Below are 16,591 nucleotides of genomic sequence, written 5' to 3' on the forward strand. Positions count from 1 at the left end.
GAAACAACGGCCGCAACTCACCGTACCCGCAGCCGAGTTCGACGCCGAACCGATTAATGTCGCCCGGCCGGTCAGCCCCCGGTGCGCTGGGCGCGCCACTCCCGGGGCGAGACGCCGAAGGCCGTCCGGAAGGCGCGGCTGAAGTGCGCGGGGCTGACGAACCCCCAGCGCTGCGCGACCGCCGCCACCGGCGGCCCGGGGCGGGAGAGGTCCCGGGCGGAGGCGTCCAGCCGGGACCGCAGGATGAGCCGGCTCACCGTCACGCCCTCGCCCTCGAACAGTCGGTGCAGGTAGCGCAGCGAGATGTGGTGGGCCCGGGCGATCGTCTCCGGCGACAGGCCGGGGTCGCCGAGGTTGCGCGCGATGTGTTCGCGGATCCGCCGGACCAGGTGTCCGTTGGAGGTGCGGGCATCGTCGGCGGCCCGCGTCGCGGACAGTTGGGCGACCATCGTGCCCACCAGGTCGGCGACGCTGCCGGCCAGCCGGTCGGCGACCGGCGTGGTGTAGGAGGGCGCGGAGTCGCCCAGCGTCCGCAGGAACGGCAGCAGCACCGACCCGAACCCGTCGTCGGCGGTCACCGGGGTGCCCGTCACCTGGCGCAGTTCGCTCTCGGGGACGCCGAGCAGCCGGCGCGGCAGGTGGAACAGGTGGGCGCGGGACGGCTTCGGGTACTCGATGACGTAGGCCCGCGCGGTGTCGTACAGGACGAACTCGCACTGGCCCAGCACCGTCCGCTGCCCGTCCTGGGTGATCAGGCACTCGCCGGCCAGTTGCAGCCCGATGCCGACCATCGGCTCCTGCCCGCCCCAGGCGTACCGGCCCGCGAGGCGGGGCGGCAGCGCCACGGCCGTCTCCAGCGTCGCGACCCGCAGGTAGCCGAGCCGGGACAGCATCGCCCGCTCGCCCGGCGACGCCCCGGCGAACGCCGGGTCCGTCGCGGCCGGCGGCCACGGCCACGTCGCGCCGGGCACGCACCCGTTCGCCATCCACCCTGTCATCCGACTGCCTCCTTCCACCGAGGTCCTGCTGCGAGCCTGCTCCGTGACCCGGGCGACGGCTTAAGTCATCTGACTGACCGAGTGTGCCTGTGCACTGTGAGCCCGGTCTCTGTGCACGGAGAGAACAGTCAGCGCTGGTCGAGCGCGTGGGCCAGCGCGGCCCGTGAGGTGATGCCGAGCTTCGGGAAGACCTTGTACAGGTGCGTCCCGACGGTGCGCGGCGACAGTTGCAGCTGGCAACCGATCGCCTTGTTGGTCAGGCCGGTCGCGGCCAGCCGGGCGATCCGCAGCTCCTGCCAGGTCAGCTCGGTCGCGTCCCCGGGCGGCGCGCCGGCGGGCACCGCCACCGGGTCGCCCGCGGCCCGCAGTTCCTCCTCGCACCAGCGCGCCCAGGGCAGCGCCCGCAGCCGGCCGAAGTCGAGGTGCGCGGCGCGCAGCGCCTCCCGGGCGCCGGGCCGGTGGCGGCGGCGCAGCCACGCGCCGTGCGCGAGCCGCAGCCGGGCCAGGTCGAACACCCACTGCTCGGCGCCGGGGACGGCGAACGCCGCCAGGTAGGCGTCCTCGGCCTGCTCGTCGTCGGCGGCCAGCGCGGTGGCGGCGGCGAACAGGAAGGCGTGCCGGTCGGAGATCGCCGCGGTGCCGGCCGCGCGCGCCGCCGCGAGGTGCGCCAGCGCCTCGTCGCGGCGGCCGGTGAGCACGGCGGCGGCGACCAGGTCGAAGAGCAGCGCGTGCCGCCAGGGCGGACCGGCGACCGGCTGCCCGGGCGGGGCGAGTTCGCGCAGGTGCAGGTACGCCTCGTCGGGGCGGCGGTGGGCGAACGCGACCAGGGCCCGCAGGTGGGTCAGCCGGTCCAGCACGTACCGCATCCGGGCCCGGGTGGCGATCGGCCGGATCGCGTCGTCGATCTCCCGCAGGCCGGCCTCGTCGCCGCGTCCGGCCAGGAAGTGCGCGAGGGACTGGCGGAACATCAACGCGTTGGTGTGGTAGCCGAGTTCGTCGGCGATCTCGGCCTCGCGCCGGCACAGCGCCGCCTGGTCCCAGCGGCCGAGCAGGAAGTCCTGGTGGGCCTTGGCCTTGGCGACCGAGCCCTGGGTGGCGTAGCCGTGCAGGCCGGCGCAGTGCTGCCACACCTCGCCGTCGGCGGAGTCGAGCGCGCAGGCGGTCCACAGCAGCAGCCAGGCCACCCCGACCTCCCGCTCGGCCGGCAGCTCGCGGGCCAGCGCGAGCAGGGCGTCGGCGGTGCCGGGGCCGGGGTCGGTCCAGAGCTTCAGGCAGAGCCGGCCCGCCTCGGAGACGTGTTCGCGGTGCCGTTGCAGGGCCCGCCAGGCCCACGGGTCGTCGGTGTAGGCGGCGGCCAGCAGCAGCTTGAACCAGATCTGTTCGAGCAACTCGCCGAAGGTGTCGGCGCCGGGCGCGGTCAGCGTGTCGAGGGCGGCGGGCAGCAGCGCGGCGGAGGACTCGAAGTCGACGTGGTGGCACTGGTCCGCGTAGACCACCGCGTAGGCGAGCAGCGGGGCGAGTTCGGCGGGTGCCGGGCCGGCCGTCAACTCCCGTACCAGCGCGGCGGTGTGCCGCAGCTGGCCGCTGCGGGCAGCCATCACGGCGGCCCAGCCGGTCCGGCGGGCGCGGTCGTGGGAGTCGGTGCTGAGGACGGCGGCGCGTTCCAGCAGCAGCGCGCCCTCCGCGTCGCCGCCGCGCGCGGCGAGGTCGCGGCCGGCGGTCTCCAGGCGGTGCGCGAGGGCGTCGTCGGGCAGCAGCGCGGCGGCGGCCTCGTGGGCGAGGCGGCGCGGGTCGTCGGGGGCGAGCGCCTCGGCGAGGTCGCGATGGGCCTGGCGGCGGGCGGCCTCGGAGGCGGCGGAGACCACGGCGGTGCGGGCCAGCGGGTGCCGGAACACCAGCTCCCCGCTCTCGTCGAGCCGGGCGATGCCGTCCGCGTCGAGCCGGGCCAGCGCCTCGTTCAGGGTGTGGCCGTCGTCGGCCCGCAGCCAGCCGCCACGGACGAGAGGGCCGGGTCCGGGGCCGCTGGCGAGCGCCGCGAGCAGCAGCAGGCGGGTGGCCTCGGGCGGCAGTTCGCCGAGCCGTTCGGCGAAGATCCGTTCCAGTCTGCCGCCGAGCGGCAGCAGCTCGGGCAGCGGGGCGACGCCGCGCTGCTGGGCGGCGGCCAGCTGCCCGGGCAGCTCGACCAGGGCGAGCGGGTTGCCGGCCGCCTCGGCGAGCACCCGCTCGCGGGTGGTGGTGGCGAGTTCGGGCCGGTAGCTGTCCAGCAGTGCGGCGGCGTCGGCGGGCGGGAGCGCGCCGAGGTCGACGGCCTCGGCGGACCAGATCCGCGTGGAGCGGCCGCCGGGGCGGCTGCCGGTCGCGATCACCACCGGCAGCCGGGCGGCGCGGCGCTGCAGGAAGGCGAAGACGCCGGCACTGGAGGAGTCGAGCCAGTGCAGGTCGTCGAGGACCAGCAGCACGGGGGCGGTGCGGGCCGCCTCGTCCAGCAGGGTCAGGGCGGCGGCGCCGACGGCGAAGCCGCTCGGGGTGCCGGAGCGGACGCCGAACGCGCTCTCCAGGGATTCCCGCTGGTGGCCGGTGAGGGCCTCCGAGTCCTGGAGCAGCGACCAGAACACCTGGTGCAGGGCGCCGAACGCGTAGTCGGTCTCGGCCTCGGCGCCGACGGCGCGCAGCACGGTGAAGCCGCGTTCGCGGGCCTTGCGCTCCACCCAGGCCAGCAGGGTGCTCTTGCCGACCCCGGCGTCGCCGCGCAGCAGCACGGTGGAGCCGCTCCCGCCGTCCTCGGCCTGGACCAGTGCCGCCGTCAGCAGTTCGGTCTCCCGCTGCCGGCCGATCAGGCCGGGAAGCCGCCCGCCGTCCACCGTTCCTCATTCCATCGCCAGTCGCCCCGCGCCCCAGGCTATCCCCACCCCTCCCGGCCCGGAACGGCGCCCCTGACCTGCGGCGATCACTCCCGGTGAAGCTGGCCGGTTTCACTCGCGGTAAAGCGGACCGGTTTCACTCCCGGTGGAACGGACCGGTTTCACTCCCGGTAGAGCAGCGCGGTGACGCCCGCCAGTGCCGCGCCGGCCACCAGGGCCCAGGCGAGCTGGCCGTGCAGGACCAGGACGGCGCCGGGGATCGCGCCGGCCAGCATGGTGGCGACGGACAGGATGCGGCGGCGCTGGCGCGGGGCGGTGCCGCCGGCGAGGCGCGAGTCGGCGGCCAGGCCGGTCAGGGTGAGGGTGAGCACGGTGGTGGTGAGGTCGGGCACGCCGAGGGCGCGGACCGTGCCGTTGCGGATGCCCATCGCGACCGCGCCGAGCGTGATCACCGCGTACCGGGCGACGGAGCCCTCGACGGTCCAGGCGAACGCCACGGCGGCGGCCACCGCGTGCAGCGCGACCTCCAGGGCCAGTGCGGTGCGCAGCCGTCCGGTGCGCCGACCGGTGGTGAACCGGCCGGCCAGGACGGCGCCGAGCAGGAACGCGCCGAGCGAGGTCACCGAGGCGGCGACGGAGAAGCCGGGTGCGCCGGCCAGGGCGAACGCGATGACGACCACGTTGCCGGTCATGTTGGCGGTGAAGACGTGGCCGAGGCCGAGGTAGCTGACGGCGTCGATCAGTCCGCTGGCCATGGTGAGCCCGAACAGGGCCAGCGCCAGCGGGTGGCGGTCGGTGATCTGCGGTGCGGGTGGTGCGGGCGGTGCGGACGGTGTGGGGGTGGACACGGCGGCGCCTCCTGGGGACGGGATGCGGACGGGATGCGGACGGGATGCGGGCGGGATGCGGGCGGGACGCGGGCGAGATACGGGCGGGACGCGGGCGGGATGCGTGCGGGGGCACCGCCGCAGCATGCGCGGCGATGCCCCCGGAGGGAAGTGGGCGTCAGAAGAAGCAGGGGTCCTGCGGCAGCACCGGCTGCCCGGAGGCGGGGAGGGCGCGGCCGCGGGCCACCCGCCAGGCGTACTGCTCGTCGGAGGACGCGGCGGCCTCCAGCACCCGGTCGGCCTGCTGGGCGCCGGCCAGGCCGGGCGCGGGGCTGGCCTGGTAGCCGCCGAAGCGGGCGACGGGGCTCCACTCGGGGCTGATGGCGGGCAGGTCGGCGATCAGGCCCTCGTGCTCGGCGACGGCGTGCACGATCTTGCCGCCGACGACGGTGAGCACGGACTCGATGTGCGCGATGTCGGCCTCTTCGACCGTGAAGTAGTCGGCGCTCAGCACCGCCAGGTCGGCGTAACTGCCCACGGCGAGGCGGCCCTTGACGTCCTGCTCGCCGGTGAGGCGGGCGCCGCCGAGGGTGAACAGCTCCAGGGCCTGGGCGCGGTCGAGGCGGTTGTGCTCGGCGGCGAGGCGGCGGCCGGAGAGCGCGCGGCCGGAGACCAGCCAGTGCAGCGCGACCCACGGGTTGTAGGAGGACACCCGGGTGGCGTCGGTGCCGCCGGCCACGGTCAGGCCGCGGTCCAGCATGGCGCGCAGCGGCGGGGCCTCGGCGGCCTTGGCGGCGCCGTAGCGGTTGACGAACGCCTCGCCCTGGAAGGACAGCCGGTTCTGCACGGAGATCGAGCCGCCGAGCTTGGCGATCCGGTCCAGGCTCTCGCCGCTGACGGTCTCGGCGTGGTCGAACAGCCAGCGGTTGCCCTGCGGGAACAGGCCTTCGGCGGCGAGCTTCTCGAAGACGGCGAGGTCGCGGCGGATCGTCTCGTCGTAGGTGGCGTGCAGCCGGAAGCCCCAGCCGTTCTCCATCAGCATCCGGACGGCCTTCTCGAACTCACTCTCGTACGCGCCGAGTTGCGGTCGCGGTTCGGTGAAGTTCTCGAAGTCGGCGGCGGCCCAGGTGAGGTTCTCGCCGGCGCCGTTGAGGCGCAGCCACTCGTCACCCTCGCCGGGGCGGACGGTGTCGATCCAGCGCTTGAGGTCGTCGAGTTCCTGTCCGGCGGTCTGCGGGAACAGGTGGTAGGCGATGCGCAGGGTGAGCTCGCCGCGCCGGGCGAGTTCCATGACGGTGCCGTAGTTCTCGGGGAACGCCTGGAAGCCGCCGGCGGCGTCGATCGCGGAGGTCAGGCCGAAGCGGTTGAGCTCGCGCAGGAAGTGCTTGGTGGAGTCGAGCTTGTCGGCCTCGTCGAGCATCGGGGCCTTGGCGAGGGTGGAGTACAGCAGCAGCGCGCCGGGGGCGGCGATCAGCAGGCCGGTGGGCTCGCCGTCGTGGCCGCGGACGATCTGGCCGCCGGCCGGGTCGGGGGTGTCGCGGGTGAAGCCGGCGGCGCGCAGCGCGGCCTTGTTGAGCAGCGCCGACTGGTAGAGGTGCAGCACGAAGACGGGGGTGTCGGGGGCGGCGGCGTTCAGCTCCGCCAGGGTGGGCAGCCGGCGCTCGACGAACTGGTCGGCGGACCAGCCGCCGACGACCCGCACCCACTGGCCGGCGGGGGTGCGTTCGGCCTGCTCGCGCAGCATGGCGAGGGCCTGGCGGAGCGAGCGGACGCCGTCCCAGCGCAGTTCCATCACGTAGTTGAGGCCGCCGCGGATGACGTGCAGGTGCGCGTCGTTGAGGCCGGGGACGACCCGGCGGCCGAGCGCGTCGACCACCCGGGTGCCGGGGCCGACCAGCGGGACGATGTCGGCGTCCTCGCCGACCGCCCGGATCACGCCGTCGCGGATCGCGACCGCGGTGGCCTGCGGGCGGCGCGGGTCGTTGGTGAACACCTTGGCGTTGCGGACGACCAGGTCGGCGGGCTGTTCGGGGGCGGGGGTGCCGGGGCGTATTCCGGCGACGGGCATGGTGGACATGGCGGGTCCCTTCCGGGCGGTGCGGGGGCGGTGCGAGTGGTGGTGCGGGTGACGGTCAGTGGAAGCCGAGGACGGGGGCGGTCGGGCTCGAGCCGTCGGCGGGGCGCATGCCGCCGAGAGTCACCAGTGCGGCGAGTTCCTGCCCGGCGCGTTCGATCCGGCTGGGCAGGGTGTCGGTGTGCGAGTCGCCGGTGCCGCCCCAGTCCTCGGAGGCAGCGAAGACGGCGGTCGGGGCGACCAGGGCGCGCTGGTAGGCGAACAGCGGGCGCAGCGCGTGGTCGAGGGCCAGCGAGTGCCGGGCGGTGCCGCCGGTCGCGCCGACCAGGACCGGCTTTCCGGCCAGCGCGCCGGGGTCGAGCAGGTCGAAGAACGACTTGAACAGGCCGCTGAAGGACGCCGAGAAGACCGGCGAGACGGCGATCAGCGCGTCGGCGCCGCTCACCTCTTCCAGCGCGGTGCCGAGCGCGGGCGCCGGCCAGCCGGTGACCAGGTGGTTGGAGATCGGTCCGGCCAGCGGACGCAGCTCGTGCAGCTGGACGTTGACTTCGCGTCCGCTCGCGGCGAGCGCGGCGGTGGTGGCCTCGGCGAGGCGGTCGGCGAGCAGCCGGGTGGAGGAGGGGACGCTGAGTCCGCCGGAGACCACGGCCAGGTTCACGGTGCTCACTTGGCGGCCTCGGTCTGCTGTCCGGCCGCGACCAGCGAGGCGTGGGTGGGGGCGTCCGGCACGCCGGCGGGGCGGTTCTTCGCGAACTCCTTGCGCAGCACGGGGACGACCTCTTCGCCGAGGATGTCGAGCTGCTCGAGGACGGTCTTCAGCGGCAGGCCGGCGTGGTCCATCAGGAACAGCTGGCGCTGGTAGTCGCCGACCGCGTCGCGGAAGGAGAGGGTGCGCTCGATGACCTGCTGCGGGCTGCCGACGGTCAGCGGGGTGGCCTCGGTGAACTCCTCCAGCGACGGGCCGTGGCCGTAGACGGGGGCGTTGTCGAAGTAGGGGCGGAACTCGCGCACCGCGTCCTGCGAGTTCTTCCGCATGAAGACCTGGCCGCCGAGGCCGACGATGGCCTGCTCGGGGGTGCCGTGGCCGTGGTGGGCGAAGCGGGTGCGGTACAGCTGGATCATCCGGCGGGTGTGTTCCTGCGGCCAGAAGATGTTGTTGTGGAAGAAGCCGTCGCCGTAGTAGGCGGCCTGCTCGGCGATCTCGGGGCTGCGGATCGAGCCGTGCCAGACGAACGGCGCGGTGCCGTCGAGCGGGCGCGGAGTGGCGGTGAAGCCCTGCAGCGGGGTGCGGAAGCGGCCCTCCCAGTCGACCACGTCCTCGCGCCAGAGGCGGCGCAGCAGCGCGTAGTTCTCGGTGGCGAGCGCGATGCCCTGGCGGATGTCCTGGCCGAACCACGGGTAGACCGGGCCGGTGTTGCCGCGACCGAGCATCAGGTCGACGCGGCCGTCCGCGACGTGCTGGAGCATCGCGTAGTCCTCGGCGATCTTCACCGGGTCGTTGGTGGTGATCAGCGTGGTCGCGGTGGAGAGGATCAGCTTCTCGGTCTTCGCGGCGATCCAGCCGAGCATGGTGGTCGGCGAGGACGGCACGAACGGCGGGTTGTGGTGCTCGCCGGTGGCGAAGACGTCGAGGCCGACCTCTTCGGCCTTGAGCGCGATCGCCAGGATCGCCTTGATCCGCTCCCCTTCGGTGGGCATCCGCCCGTTGGTCGGATCGACCGTCACATCGCCGACGCTGAATATCCCGAACTGCACGGGGTGGTACCGCCTTTCACAAGCTGTGCACGACCGGATCGGGCCGCGCCTCGACCGTAGGCACCGAACGGGCGGCCGATCGCCTTTCCAGCGCATGACCAATTGCCCCGGAGTGCACTGAAGTTGCAGGCCACGGACGGTGTGCGTTGTCGGAACAGCGCCGGGCGCGCAGCGGGCAGAACCTGGCGCCGAACGGGGATTAGCTTGGTTGACGTGGCACCCCGGCAAAACCGGTTGAGTGCCGGGCCGAGCGTCTGACGCTCCGTCAATTCCCGTGATTGTCAAAGAAGAAGGAACCATCATGGTCGACTTCGCCAACGTCAAGGCTGCCCCCAGCCCGGACCTGCTCACCCCCGAGAACTCGATGATGCTGTTCGTCGACCACCAGCCGCAGATGTTCTTCGGCACCGGTTCCGGCGACCGCACCTCGATCATCAACTCGACCGTGGGTCTGGCCAAGGCCGCGAAGATCTTCGACGTGCCGGTGGTCCTGTCGACCGTCGCCGCCGAGTCCTTCTCCGGCCCGATCCTGCCGCAGCTCAAGGCGGTCTTCCCGGACCAGGAAGTCATCGACCGCACCACGATGAACGCGTGGGAGGACGAGGCCCTGGTCGAGGCCGTCAAGGCCACCGGCCGTAAGAAGATCATCCTGTCGGGTCTGTGGACCGAGGTCTGCCTGGTCCTGCCGGCGCTCTCCGCGCTGAGCCAGGGCTACGAGGTCTACGTCGTGGCGGACGCCTCCGGTGGCGTCAGCCCGCTGGCCCACGAGCACGCCCTGCAGCGGATGACCGCCGCCGGCGCCGTGCCCGTCACCTGGGTGCAGGTCCTGCTGGAGCTCCAGCGCGACTGGGCCCGCTCGGAGACCTACGTCGCCGTCACCGACCTGGTCAAGGAGCACGGCGGCACCTACGGCCTCGGCGTCTTCTACGCCCAGTCGATGATCAACCCGCACGCCGCGGGCTGACCGTCATGAACACCGGTCTCCTCCTGCTCCGCCTGGTCGTCGGCCTGCTGATCGCCGGGCACGGCGTCCAGAAGGTCAGCTACCACCTGGGCGGCAGCGGACTGGCGGGCGGTACCGCCGAATTCCGGGGTGATGGCTTCCGGGGCGGGATGCTCACCGCCCTGGCTGCCGGCGGTACCCAGATCGGCGCCGGGCTGATGCTCGCGGTCGGTCTTCTCACCCCGCTCGCGGGCGCTGGCGTCATGGGCGTCATGACCGTCGCCCTGACGGTCAAGTGGCCGCACGGCCTGTGGGTCCAGCACGACGGGTACGAGTTCCCGCTCGTGCTGATCGTCGCGGCCGCCGCACTCACCGCCACCGGCCCCGGCCAGTGGTCGGTGGACGGCGCGCTCGGCCTGGCCGACTGGCCCCTGTGGTGCCTCGCGCCGGCGCTGGTCGCCGGTGTCGGTGGCGGTCTGGTCACCCGGTTCGTCCTGCACCGCAAGTAGGGCAGCACCGCAGAAGGGCTCGGGCCCCTGGACGCACTCGCTCCAGGGGCCCGAGCCCTTCCGCACACCATCAACTCCCCACATCCCCAAGGCAAGGAACAGAACAGATGACGGCAGCGACGATGGAAGAGCACCAGCAGGCGGACACCGCGCCCCGGCCGGAGCTGCACACCATGACCCGGATCCACCTGCGGCCGATCGCCTCGCCGATGCCGCTCGGATTCTTCGCCGTGGCGATCGCCTCGGCGGTCACCAGCAGCCTGCAGCTCGGCCTTATCGACGGCGCCTACCGGCAGGCCGTGGCGCTCACCGTGTTCTCCGCCTTCCTGCTCCAACTGGTGGTCGCCATCCTGGCGTTCGGCGCCCGGGACGTGATCGCGGCGACCCTGATGGGCGTCTTCGCCGGGGCCTGGCTGTCCTTCGGCCTGGTCACCGCGTTCGACGCGCCCGGCGCCCGGCACGTGATGGGCGTGCTGAACCTGACGTTCACCGTGTTCGCCGCCCTGATGGCCTCGGTGGCCCGGCCGAAGAAGGCCCTGTGGGCGGTCCTGCTGGTCGCCACCCCGCGCTACTTCGTGGCCGGCCTGGGCGGCGTCACCGGCTTCGAGTGGCTGACCCACATCGCCGGCGTGCTCGGCGTCCTGCTCGCGCTGGTCGCGGTGTACGCCGCGTACGCCCTGATGGTGGAGGAACTGCGCGGCCGCGACGTCCTGCCGATCGGCCGCAGCGGCCCCGTCAAGCACGCCATGACCGCCGAACTCGCCGATCAGCTGCACGGCTTGGAGCGCCAGGCCGGCATCCGCCGCACGCTCTGACCGACCGCACGAGCAACAAAGAGGGGCCGTCCGAGGACGGCCCCTCTTGCTGACCGAACGCACAGGCCACAAAAAAGGGGGCCGTCCGAGGACGGCCCCTTTTGGTGTGTGCCTACAGCACCGGCCTACAGCTCCGGCGTGGCGACCAGGTGCTCCGCGAGGAACCACACCTGGGTCTCGCCGCCGCGGATGATCTGCGACACCAGCAGGTCCTGGGTGCCGTCGTCGCCGAGCTCGGCGGTGCGGTTGGCGGCGTCCCGGGCGTCGGTGATGACGCGCTCGTGGGCGTCCAGCAGCCGCGAGAGCATCGAGCGGACATCCTCGAGGCCGTCCGGCGGGCGGGGCACGCTGGTGAACTCGGCGGCGTGCCGCAGGTCGCCGACCGCGACGCCACCGAGGGTCTGCACCCGCTCGGCGAGCGCGTCGATCAGCTCCAGCTGCTCCTGGGCGTGCTTGTCGAACAGCAGGTGCAGCTGGTAGGCCGTCGGGCCGCGCATGCCCCAGTGGTACTTCTTGTACAGCCCGTACAGGAACTGGCTGTCCGCGAGGATTCGGTTGAGGCGCTGCGCCGAGTACAGGCGGGCGTCGTGCGACAGCGCGATCGGCAGCTGCGTGACGGTGCCGAACTCCTGGACGGCGGGGCCGCTCTGGTGCAGGCGGGGCTGGCTGGACATGGTGCTCCTGGTGATCTCGGGGTCGGGCGGCACCAGCGTAGGAACAGCCGGACCCCTGTCCTGTCCTGACCGCGCACGATCCGCAGCCGGTGAGCGCACGGGCGACACCAGTTGACGGCAGGTCAGCAGGAAGGCGCTCTGGGACGACCGCGTGTGCTCTCCCAGACGATCGACCGCCTCCCACCGCTCCTACCGTGTGACTCGTCAACAGCCCGCCAGCCGGGCCGACCGCCCCGTAACGAAAGTGAAGTGCCATGCCGTTCATCACCGTTGGCCAGGAGAACACCACCCCGATCGAGGTCTACTACGAGGACCACGGCACCGGCCAGACGGTCGTCCTGATCCACGGCTTCCCGCTCAACGGCCACTCCTGGGAGCTCCAGGAGGCCGCGCTGCTCGACGCCGGCTACCGGGTCATCACCTACGACCGCCGCGGCTTCGGCCAGTCCTCGCAGACCACCACCGGCTTCGACTACGACACCTTCGCGGCCGACCTGAACACCGTCCTGGAGACCCTGGACGTGCGCGACGCCGTCCTGGTCGGCTTCTCGATGGGCACCGGCGAGGTCGCCCGCTACGTGTCGACCTACGGCACCGAGCGGATCGCCAAGGTCGCCTTCCTGGCCTCGCTCGAGCCGTGCCTGCTGCTGACCGAGGACAACCCGGAGGGCGCGGCCCCGAAGGAGTTCTTCGACGGCATCATCGCCGCGGTGAAGGCCGACCGCTACGCCTACTACACCGACTTCTTCGAGAACTTCTACAACCTGGACGAGAACCTCGGCTCCCGGATCAGCGAGGAGGCCGTCCGCAACAGCTGGAACGCCGCTGCCTCCGGCGGCGCCTTCGCGGCCTCGGCCGCGCCGGCCACCTGGTACACCGACTTCCGCGCCGACCTGCCGAAGATCGACGTCCCGACGCTGATCCTGCACGGCACCGGCGACCGCATCCTGCCGATCGAGAACACCGCCCGCCCGTTCCACCGCGCGGTGCCCACCGCCGACTACGTGGAGATCGAGGGCGCGCCGCACGGCCTGCTCTGGACCCACGCCGCCGAGGTCAACTCCGCGCTGCTGGCCTTCCTGGCCAAGTAAGTCCGCACCGGACGTGACAGCCTCGCGCCCGGCATCCGCTCTCCGCGGATGCCGGGCGCGAACCATTTCCGGCGCGGCGTCAAATGCCGCGCGCCGCTTCGTGGATGAGCTCGGCGACGGCGCTCGGCCTGGAGACGGCCACGGCGTGCGAGGCCTCGGCGAGTTCCGTCACCCGGGCGCCGGCGCGTTCGGCGGTGAAGCGCTGCACCTCCGGCGGCAGCGCCTGGTCGGCGCCCGTCACCAGCGCCCACGAGGGCAGCTCGCGCCACGCCGTGACGGTCGGAGCGTCGCTGAACACCCGCTCGGCGACCGGGCGTTGGAGCGCGGCGAGAGCCTGCGCCAGCTCCGGGTCGAGGTCGGCGGCGACCAGCGACCGGTAGCACTCCCGGGGCACGGTCAGTTCGGTCGCCTGCCCCGCGCCGGGCGTGTGGACGGCGGAGCGCAGCAGGTGGGCCCGGCCCTGCCCGGGGGCGTGGCGGGCCACCAGGCCGTCGTAGCTCTCCCCCACGTCGGGCAGGTACGCGGCGATGTAGACCAGCGCGGCCACATTGGGCGCCGCCCCGGCCTCGGTGATCACCGCCCCGCCGTAGGCGTGGCCGACCAGCACCACGGGGCCGTCGACGCCTGCGAGCAGCGAACCCAAGTAGGCGGCGTCGTGGGCGAGTCCGCGCAGCGGGTTGGCGGCCGCGAACACGGTCAGGCCGCGGCGGTGGAGTTCGGCGACGACGCCGACCCAGGTGGCGGCGTCGGAGCAGCCGTCGTGGACGAGCACGACGGTGGGCCGGGTGGCGGACATAACGGCCTTTCGGGAGGCTGCCCACAGCCGGGCGGGACTGCGGGCGCGGGGGGTGGGTCGGTCAGGCGGGGTGGACGCCGTCGACGCGGGCGGCGGCGTAGGCCTGCCACTGGCGGGGCGAGACGCCGTAGGTCTCGCGGAACGCGCGGGAGAAGTGCGAGTGGCTGACGAAGCCCCAGCGGTGCGCGACGGCGGAGACGCTGGTCTGGCGGCGCGCGGGGCGCTCCAGTTCGCGGCGGCAGGCGTCCAGGCGCCGGTGCCGCACCCACTGGCCGACCGTCGTGCCGTCCTGCTGGAAGAGCTTGTGCAGGTAGCGCACCGATATGTGCTGCGAGCGGGCGATCGACTCGGGCGACAGGTCCGGGTCGGCGAGGTTCTCCTCGATGTGCTCGCGCAGCCGCGCGAGCATCTCGCCCGCGCCGGACGGCTGTTCGGCGCTCTCGCGCTCCAGCAGCTCGGTCACCAGGATGGCGACGATGTCGGAGACGCTGCGCGCCAGGTGGTTGCCGGGCCGGGCCAGGTGGGCCTGGGACTGGCCGGCCAGGGTGTGCAGGAACTGCGAGGCGAGCGCGCCGACGCCCGCGTCGCCGCGCGCCAGCAGTCCGCCGGTGCGCCGCACGTCGGCCTGCCGGACGCCCAGGTAGAAGCACGGCACGCGGAACCGCAGCATCCGGCACTCGGCGTCGCGCAGCAGGCCCACCGGGTGCGGGGTGGTGCCGATCAGCAGGTCGCCGGGGGCGAGCACGGTGCAGTGTTCGCCCTGCCGCAGCGAGGCCGCGCCCTGCACGTGCATGGCGATGTACAGGCAGTCCAGGGGATCGGCGCCGGGCGGCGGCGAGAGGACGTCGATGACGCCGGCGTAGAGCGCCTGGTCGAGCAGCGAGCAGTGGTTTTCGGGCATGGGTGAGGAACCCGAGGGGATCACGGGAGTCTCCGACCGGTTGTGGGCGGTGGTGCGAATTACTTGGGACAGGAGCCAGATCTAGGAGAGGAACTTCTCCACGACGGCGTTGAACGCGTCGGGGTTCTCCAGGAACGGGAAGTGCGAGCTCGCCACGGACTTCGGGAACACGTGCAGCCGCGCTCCGGGGATCCGTTCGGCGATGTAGCGCTGCGAGGCGGGGTCGATGTGGCTGCCCTCGCAGCCGAGCACCAGTGCCGGTACGTCGATCCGGCCGAGCACGTCGCGCCAGTCCTGGGCGCAGTGGTCGAACAGCAGCGGGACGCCCGCGTACGCGGGGGTGGCGCGGATCTCGTCCAGGACGAAGGCCAGCACACCGGGGTCGGTGTCGCCGCTGAACATCGAACGGACGAAGCCCTCGCGGACCTGCGCGCCGTCCGGCCCGGCCAGCGCGGCGCACAGTTCCAGCAGCCCGGCCACGTCGAAGACGGCGCCGGACTCGCGCTGTTCGGCGGTCGCCGTCCAGGGCACGGCGGCGACGGCGGCGGGCTGGTCGACCAGCACCAGGCGGCGGATCCGCCCGGTGCCGTACTGGTCGGCGAAGCTCCACCACACCGAGGCGCCCATCGACCAGCCCAGCGCGTCGAACGCGTCCAGGCCGAGGTGGTCGGCCAGTTCGCGGACGTCGTTCGCCAGCCGGGCGATCCGGTAGCCGTGGTGGGGCTTCTCCGAGCGGCCGTGGCCGCGGAGGTCCACCGTCACCACCCGCCGGCCCGGGGCCAGTCCGGCGAGCTGGTGACGGAACATCTCCTGGGTCTGCCCCCAGCCATGGAGCATGACCAGCGGGACGCCGTCGCCGCCGCTGTCGCGGTAGCTCAGGCGCACTCCGTCCTTGGTGATCATTTCGTTCATGGTGTCGGTGTCCGGTCCGTTCGGGTCGGCTGTGGATGCGGGAAACGTCCAGGTCCGAAGGAGTGGGCCCGGTGGCAGCTCGTGATGTCGATTCTGGTCGGGGCGGCGGGGCGCTGACCACCGACCGGCGTAGGGATTGCCTGCCGGATCTTTCTCCCTCTGTAGGGCCGGCATGTCATCGGTCTGTAGCAGCGGCCGGGTCGGTCCGGCTGCCGATCAGTTCCAGCAGCCGCAGGCCCGTGTGCAGCACCAGGCGGTGCGCACCGTTGTCCAGGTCCAGGCCGGTGATCTCCTGGATCTGCCGCAGGCGGTAGTACAGCGAGGTGCGGTGGACCTCCAGGGTCTCCGCGGTCCGGGGCACCGAGCCGGCGTTCTCCAGGAAGCAGCGCAGCGTCTCCTCCAGCTTGGCGTTGGCGCCGCCGTCCAGAAGTTTCCGCAGCGGTTTCGGCAGCAGCGAACTGTTCAGCGCGTCCTCGGGCAGCTGGAGCAGCACGGTGTACTCGCCGAGCCGTTCCCAGTCGGCGATGCCTTCCAGCCGGGGCAGCCGGCGGGCCGCGCGGAGCGCCACCCGGGCCTGGTCGTGGGAGATCCACGCCTCGGCGAGCGCGCCGCGGCGGCCGCCGACGCCGATCACGACGGCCGTGCCCGGTTCCAGGAAGGTCTTCAACGAGCGTGCCACGGTGCGGCATTGGAAATCCAGGTCGTCCTCGGTCGGCTCGCGCTCGAAGACCTGCACCAGCACCGCCCGGTCCCCTTCGACGGCGAGCAGCCCGAGCGCCGCCCTGGTCCGGCGGAACGGGTCGAGGGCGGCGCACAGCGCCACCTCGACCCGGCCGGGGGCGTCGCGCTGCCGGGAGACGGCCACAGCGGTCACCACCGTGTGCGGTCCCTCCGGGAGCAGGCCGTCCTCGACCAGCCGCCGGTGGGCCGCGCAGCGCTGCTCGGAGTCGTGGCCGACCAGCCGGGACACCAGCTGGCGGCTCTCCTCCTCGTCGAGGTCCGAGGCCAGGCGCTGGGCGTACATCTCGGCGGCCAGCGCGCGGGCGGCCCGGTCGATGGCGGCGATCTGTTCGCCGGTCAGCGCGGCGTCCGTGACCACCACCATCAGGATGCCCAGCAGGTAACCGCGTTCGCGGATCGGTACGCAGTAGCGCGGCCGCAGCCCCAGGTCGTCCCGGGCGGGCAGCACGCCCGGCCGGGTCCACTGGACGACGCCCTGCGACAGCACATAGCGGATGGCCTCGTCGTCCGCGATGCCCTGAAGCAGCGTGCGCACCCGCACACCGTCCTCGTCGCCGAAGTGCCGGCTGGTGCAGATCATCCGCACCAGCGGGTCGTCCAGGACGACGGAACGGCCGAGTTCTTCGGCCAGCCCGTCGACCAGGGCCTGGAGCGCCTCGCCGCCAGGACGAGCGCGCTGGATCAACATCGTCAT

General features: G+C 73.1%; 15 protein-coding genes. 4 read left to right on the forward strand and 11 right to left on the reverse strand.

Annotated elements, in window-relative coordinates:
* Positions 1 to 71: 71 nt before the first annotated feature.
* From ACFYS8_RS05185 to ACFYS8_RS05210, 6 genes are all read right to left on the reverse strand, one after another.
* Positions 72 to 998 (reverse strand): helix-turn-helix domain-containing protein, encoded by a 927-nt coding sequence (locus ACFYS8_RS05185; protein ID WP_387635936.1) that lies wholly within the window; start codon positions 996 to 998, stop codon positions 72 to 74.
* Positions 999 to 1,126: 128 nt separating this feature from the next.
* On the reverse strand, positions 1,127 to 3,859 hold the full coding sequence (locus ACFYS8_RS05190; protein ID WP_387635939.1) for an AAA family ATPase: 2,733 nt from the start codon (positions 3,857 to 3,859) through the stop codon (positions 1,127 to 1,129).
* 161 nt (positions 3,860 to 4,020) lie between these two features.
* Positions 4,021 to 4,707 carry a YoaK family protein gene (locus ACFYS8_RS05195; RefSeq protein WP_387635942.1) on the reverse strand — a complete coding sequence of 229 codons (687 nt, stop codon included), beginning with the start codon at positions 4,705 to 4,707 and terminating at the stop codon, positions 4,021 to 4,023.
* Between the two features lie 157 nt (positions 4,708 to 4,864).
* Positions 4,865 to 6,763, reverse strand: a complete 1,899-nt coding sequence (locus ACFYS8_RS05200) for an amidohydrolase (RefSeq protein ID WP_387635944.1) — start codon at positions 6,761 to 6,763, stop codon at positions 4,865 to 4,867.
* A 55-nt stretch (positions 6,764 to 6,818) separates the two neighbouring features.
* Positions 6,819 to 7,427: an FMN reductase gene (locus tag ACFYS8_RS05205; RefSeq protein WP_387635947.1), complete on the reverse strand. Its 609-nt coding sequence runs from the start codon at positions 7,425 to 7,427 to the stop codon at positions 6,819 to 6,821.
* A complete protein-coding gene (locus ACFYS8_RS05210) occupies positions 7,424 to 8,515 on the reverse strand; it encodes an LLM class flavin-dependent oxidoreductase (protein WP_387635950.1) in 1,092 nt (363 codons plus the stop codon). Before ACFYS8_RS05210 ends, ACFYS8_RS05205 begins: the two co-directional genes overlap by 4 nt.
* A 301-nt stretch (positions 8,516 to 8,816) precedes the next feature.
* Here ACFYS8_RS05210 and ACFYS8_RS05215 point away from each other — a divergent pair, with 301 nt between their 5' ends.
* From ACFYS8_RS05215 to ACFYS8_RS05225, 3 genes are all read left to right on the forward strand, one after another.
* A complete protein-coding gene (locus tag ACFYS8_RS05215; RefSeq protein WP_387635953.1) occupies positions 8,817 to 9,479 on the forward strand; it encodes a hydrolase in 663 nt (220 codons plus the stop codon).
* A gap of 5 nt (positions 9,480 to 9,484) precedes the next feature.
* Positions 9,485 to 9,967 carry a DoxX family protein gene (locus ACFYS8_RS05220; protein ID WP_387635955.1) on the forward strand — a complete coding sequence of 161 codons (483 nt, stop codon included), beginning with the start codon at positions 9,485 to 9,487 and terminating at the stop codon, positions 9,965 to 9,967.
* Positions 9,968 to 10,074: 107 nt separating this feature from the next.
* Positions 10,075 to 10,782: a GPR1/FUN34/YaaH family transporter gene (locus ACFYS8_RS05225; RefSeq protein ID WP_387635958.1), complete on the forward strand. Its 708-nt coding sequence runs from the start codon at positions 10,075 to 10,077 to the stop codon at positions 10,780 to 10,782.
* A gap of 125 nt (positions 10,783 to 10,907) precedes the next feature.
* Here the strand turns inward: ACFYS8_RS05225 and ACFYS8_RS05230 are convergent, their stop codons facing one another.
* A complete protein-coding gene (locus ACFYS8_RS05230) occupies positions 10,908 to 11,456 on the reverse strand; it encodes a Dps family protein (RefSeq protein WP_387635960.1) in 549 nt (182 codons plus the stop codon).
* A gap of 254 nt (positions 11,457 to 11,710) precedes the next feature.
* On the opposite strand from ACFYS8_RS05230, the gene ACFYS8_RS05235 reads away from it, so the two are divergent.
* Entirely contained in the window at positions 11,711 to 12,547 is an 837-nt protein-coding gene (locus ACFYS8_RS05235) for an alpha/beta fold hydrolase (protein ID WP_387635963.1), read from the forward strand.
* 79 nt (positions 12,548 to 12,626) lie between these two features.
* On the opposite strand, the gene ACFYS8_RS05240 is transcribed toward ACFYS8_RS05235, so the two are convergent.
* From ACFYS8_RS05240 to ACFYS8_RS05255, 4 genes are all read right to left on the reverse strand, one after another.
* Complete coding sequence (locus ACFYS8_RS05240; protein WP_387635966.1) at positions 12,627 to 13,343, reverse strand: alpha/beta fold hydrolase; 717 nt, start codon at positions 13,341 to 13,343, stop codon at positions 12,627 to 12,629.
* Positions 13,344 to 13,404: 61 nt separating this feature from the next.
* Positions 13,405 to 14,244, reverse strand: a complete 840-nt coding sequence (locus ACFYS8_RS05245; RefSeq protein ID WP_387635969.1) for a helix-turn-helix domain-containing protein — start codon at positions 14,242 to 14,244, stop codon at positions 13,405 to 13,407.
* 81 nt (positions 14,245 to 14,325) lie between these two features.
* On the reverse strand, positions 14,326 to 15,147 hold the full coding sequence (locus tag ACFYS8_RS05250; protein WP_387635972.1) for an alpha/beta fold hydrolase: 822 nt from the start codon (positions 15,145 to 15,147) through the stop codon (positions 14,326 to 14,328).
* A gap of 184 nt (positions 15,148 to 15,331) precedes the next feature.
* Positions 15,332 to 16,591, reverse strand: a complete 1,260-nt coding sequence (locus ACFYS8_RS05255; protein ID WP_387635975.1) for a PucR family transcriptional regulator — start codon at positions 16,589 to 16,591, stop codon at positions 15,332 to 15,334.

The sequence above is a fragment of the Kitasatospora sp. NPDC004615 genome (assembly GCF_042873545.1).
In the GTDB taxonomy this organism is placed as follows: Bacteria; Actinomycetota; Actinomycetes; order Streptomycetales; family Streptomycetaceae; genus Kitasatospora.

Coding starts and splice junctions, on each gene's coding strand:
- ACFYS8_RS05240 (WP_387635966.1), bottom strand. CDS start 13,343: ATGTCCGCCACCCGGCCCACCGTCGTGCTCGTCCACGACGGCTGCTCC.
- ACFYS8_RS05245 (WP_387635969.1), bottom strand. CDS start 14,244: ATGCCCGAAAACCACTGCTCGCTGCTCGACCAGGCGCTCTACGCCGGC.
- ACFYS8_RS05255 (WP_387635975.1), bottom strand. CDS start 16,591: ATGACGATGTTGATCCAGCGCGCTCGTCCTGGCGGCGAGGCGCTCCAG.
- ACFYS8_RS05215 (WP_387635953.1), top strand. CDS start 8,817: ATGGTCGACTTCGCCAACGTCAAGGCTGCCCCCAGCCCGGACCTGCTC.
- ACFYS8_RS05225 (WP_387635958.1), top strand. CDS start 10,075: ATGACGGCAGCGACGATGGAAGAGCACCAGCAGGCGGACACCGCGCCC.
- ACFYS8_RS05220 (WP_387635955.1), top strand. CDS start 9,485: ATGAACACCGGTCTCCTCCTGCTCCGCCTGGTCGTCGGCCTGCTGATC.
- ACFYS8_RS05250 (WP_387635972.1), bottom strand. CDS start 15,147: ATGATCACCAAGGACGGAGTGCGCCTGAGCTACCGCGACAGCGGCGGC.
- ACFYS8_RS05230 (WP_387635960.1), bottom strand. CDS start 11,456: ATGTCCAGCCAGCCCCGCCTGCACCAGAGCGGCCCCGCCGTCCAGGAG.
- ACFYS8_RS05185 (WP_387635936.1), bottom strand. CDS start 998: ATGACAGGGTGGATGGCGAACGGGTGCGTGCCCGGCGCGACGTGGCCG.
- ACFYS8_RS05235 (WP_387635963.1), top strand. CDS start 11,711: ATGCCGTTCATCACCGTTGGCCAGGAGAACACCACCCCGATCGAGGTC.
- ACFYS8_RS05200 (WP_387635944.1), bottom strand. CDS start 6,763: ATGTCCACCATGCCCGTCGCCGGAATACGCCCCGGCACCCCCGCCCCC.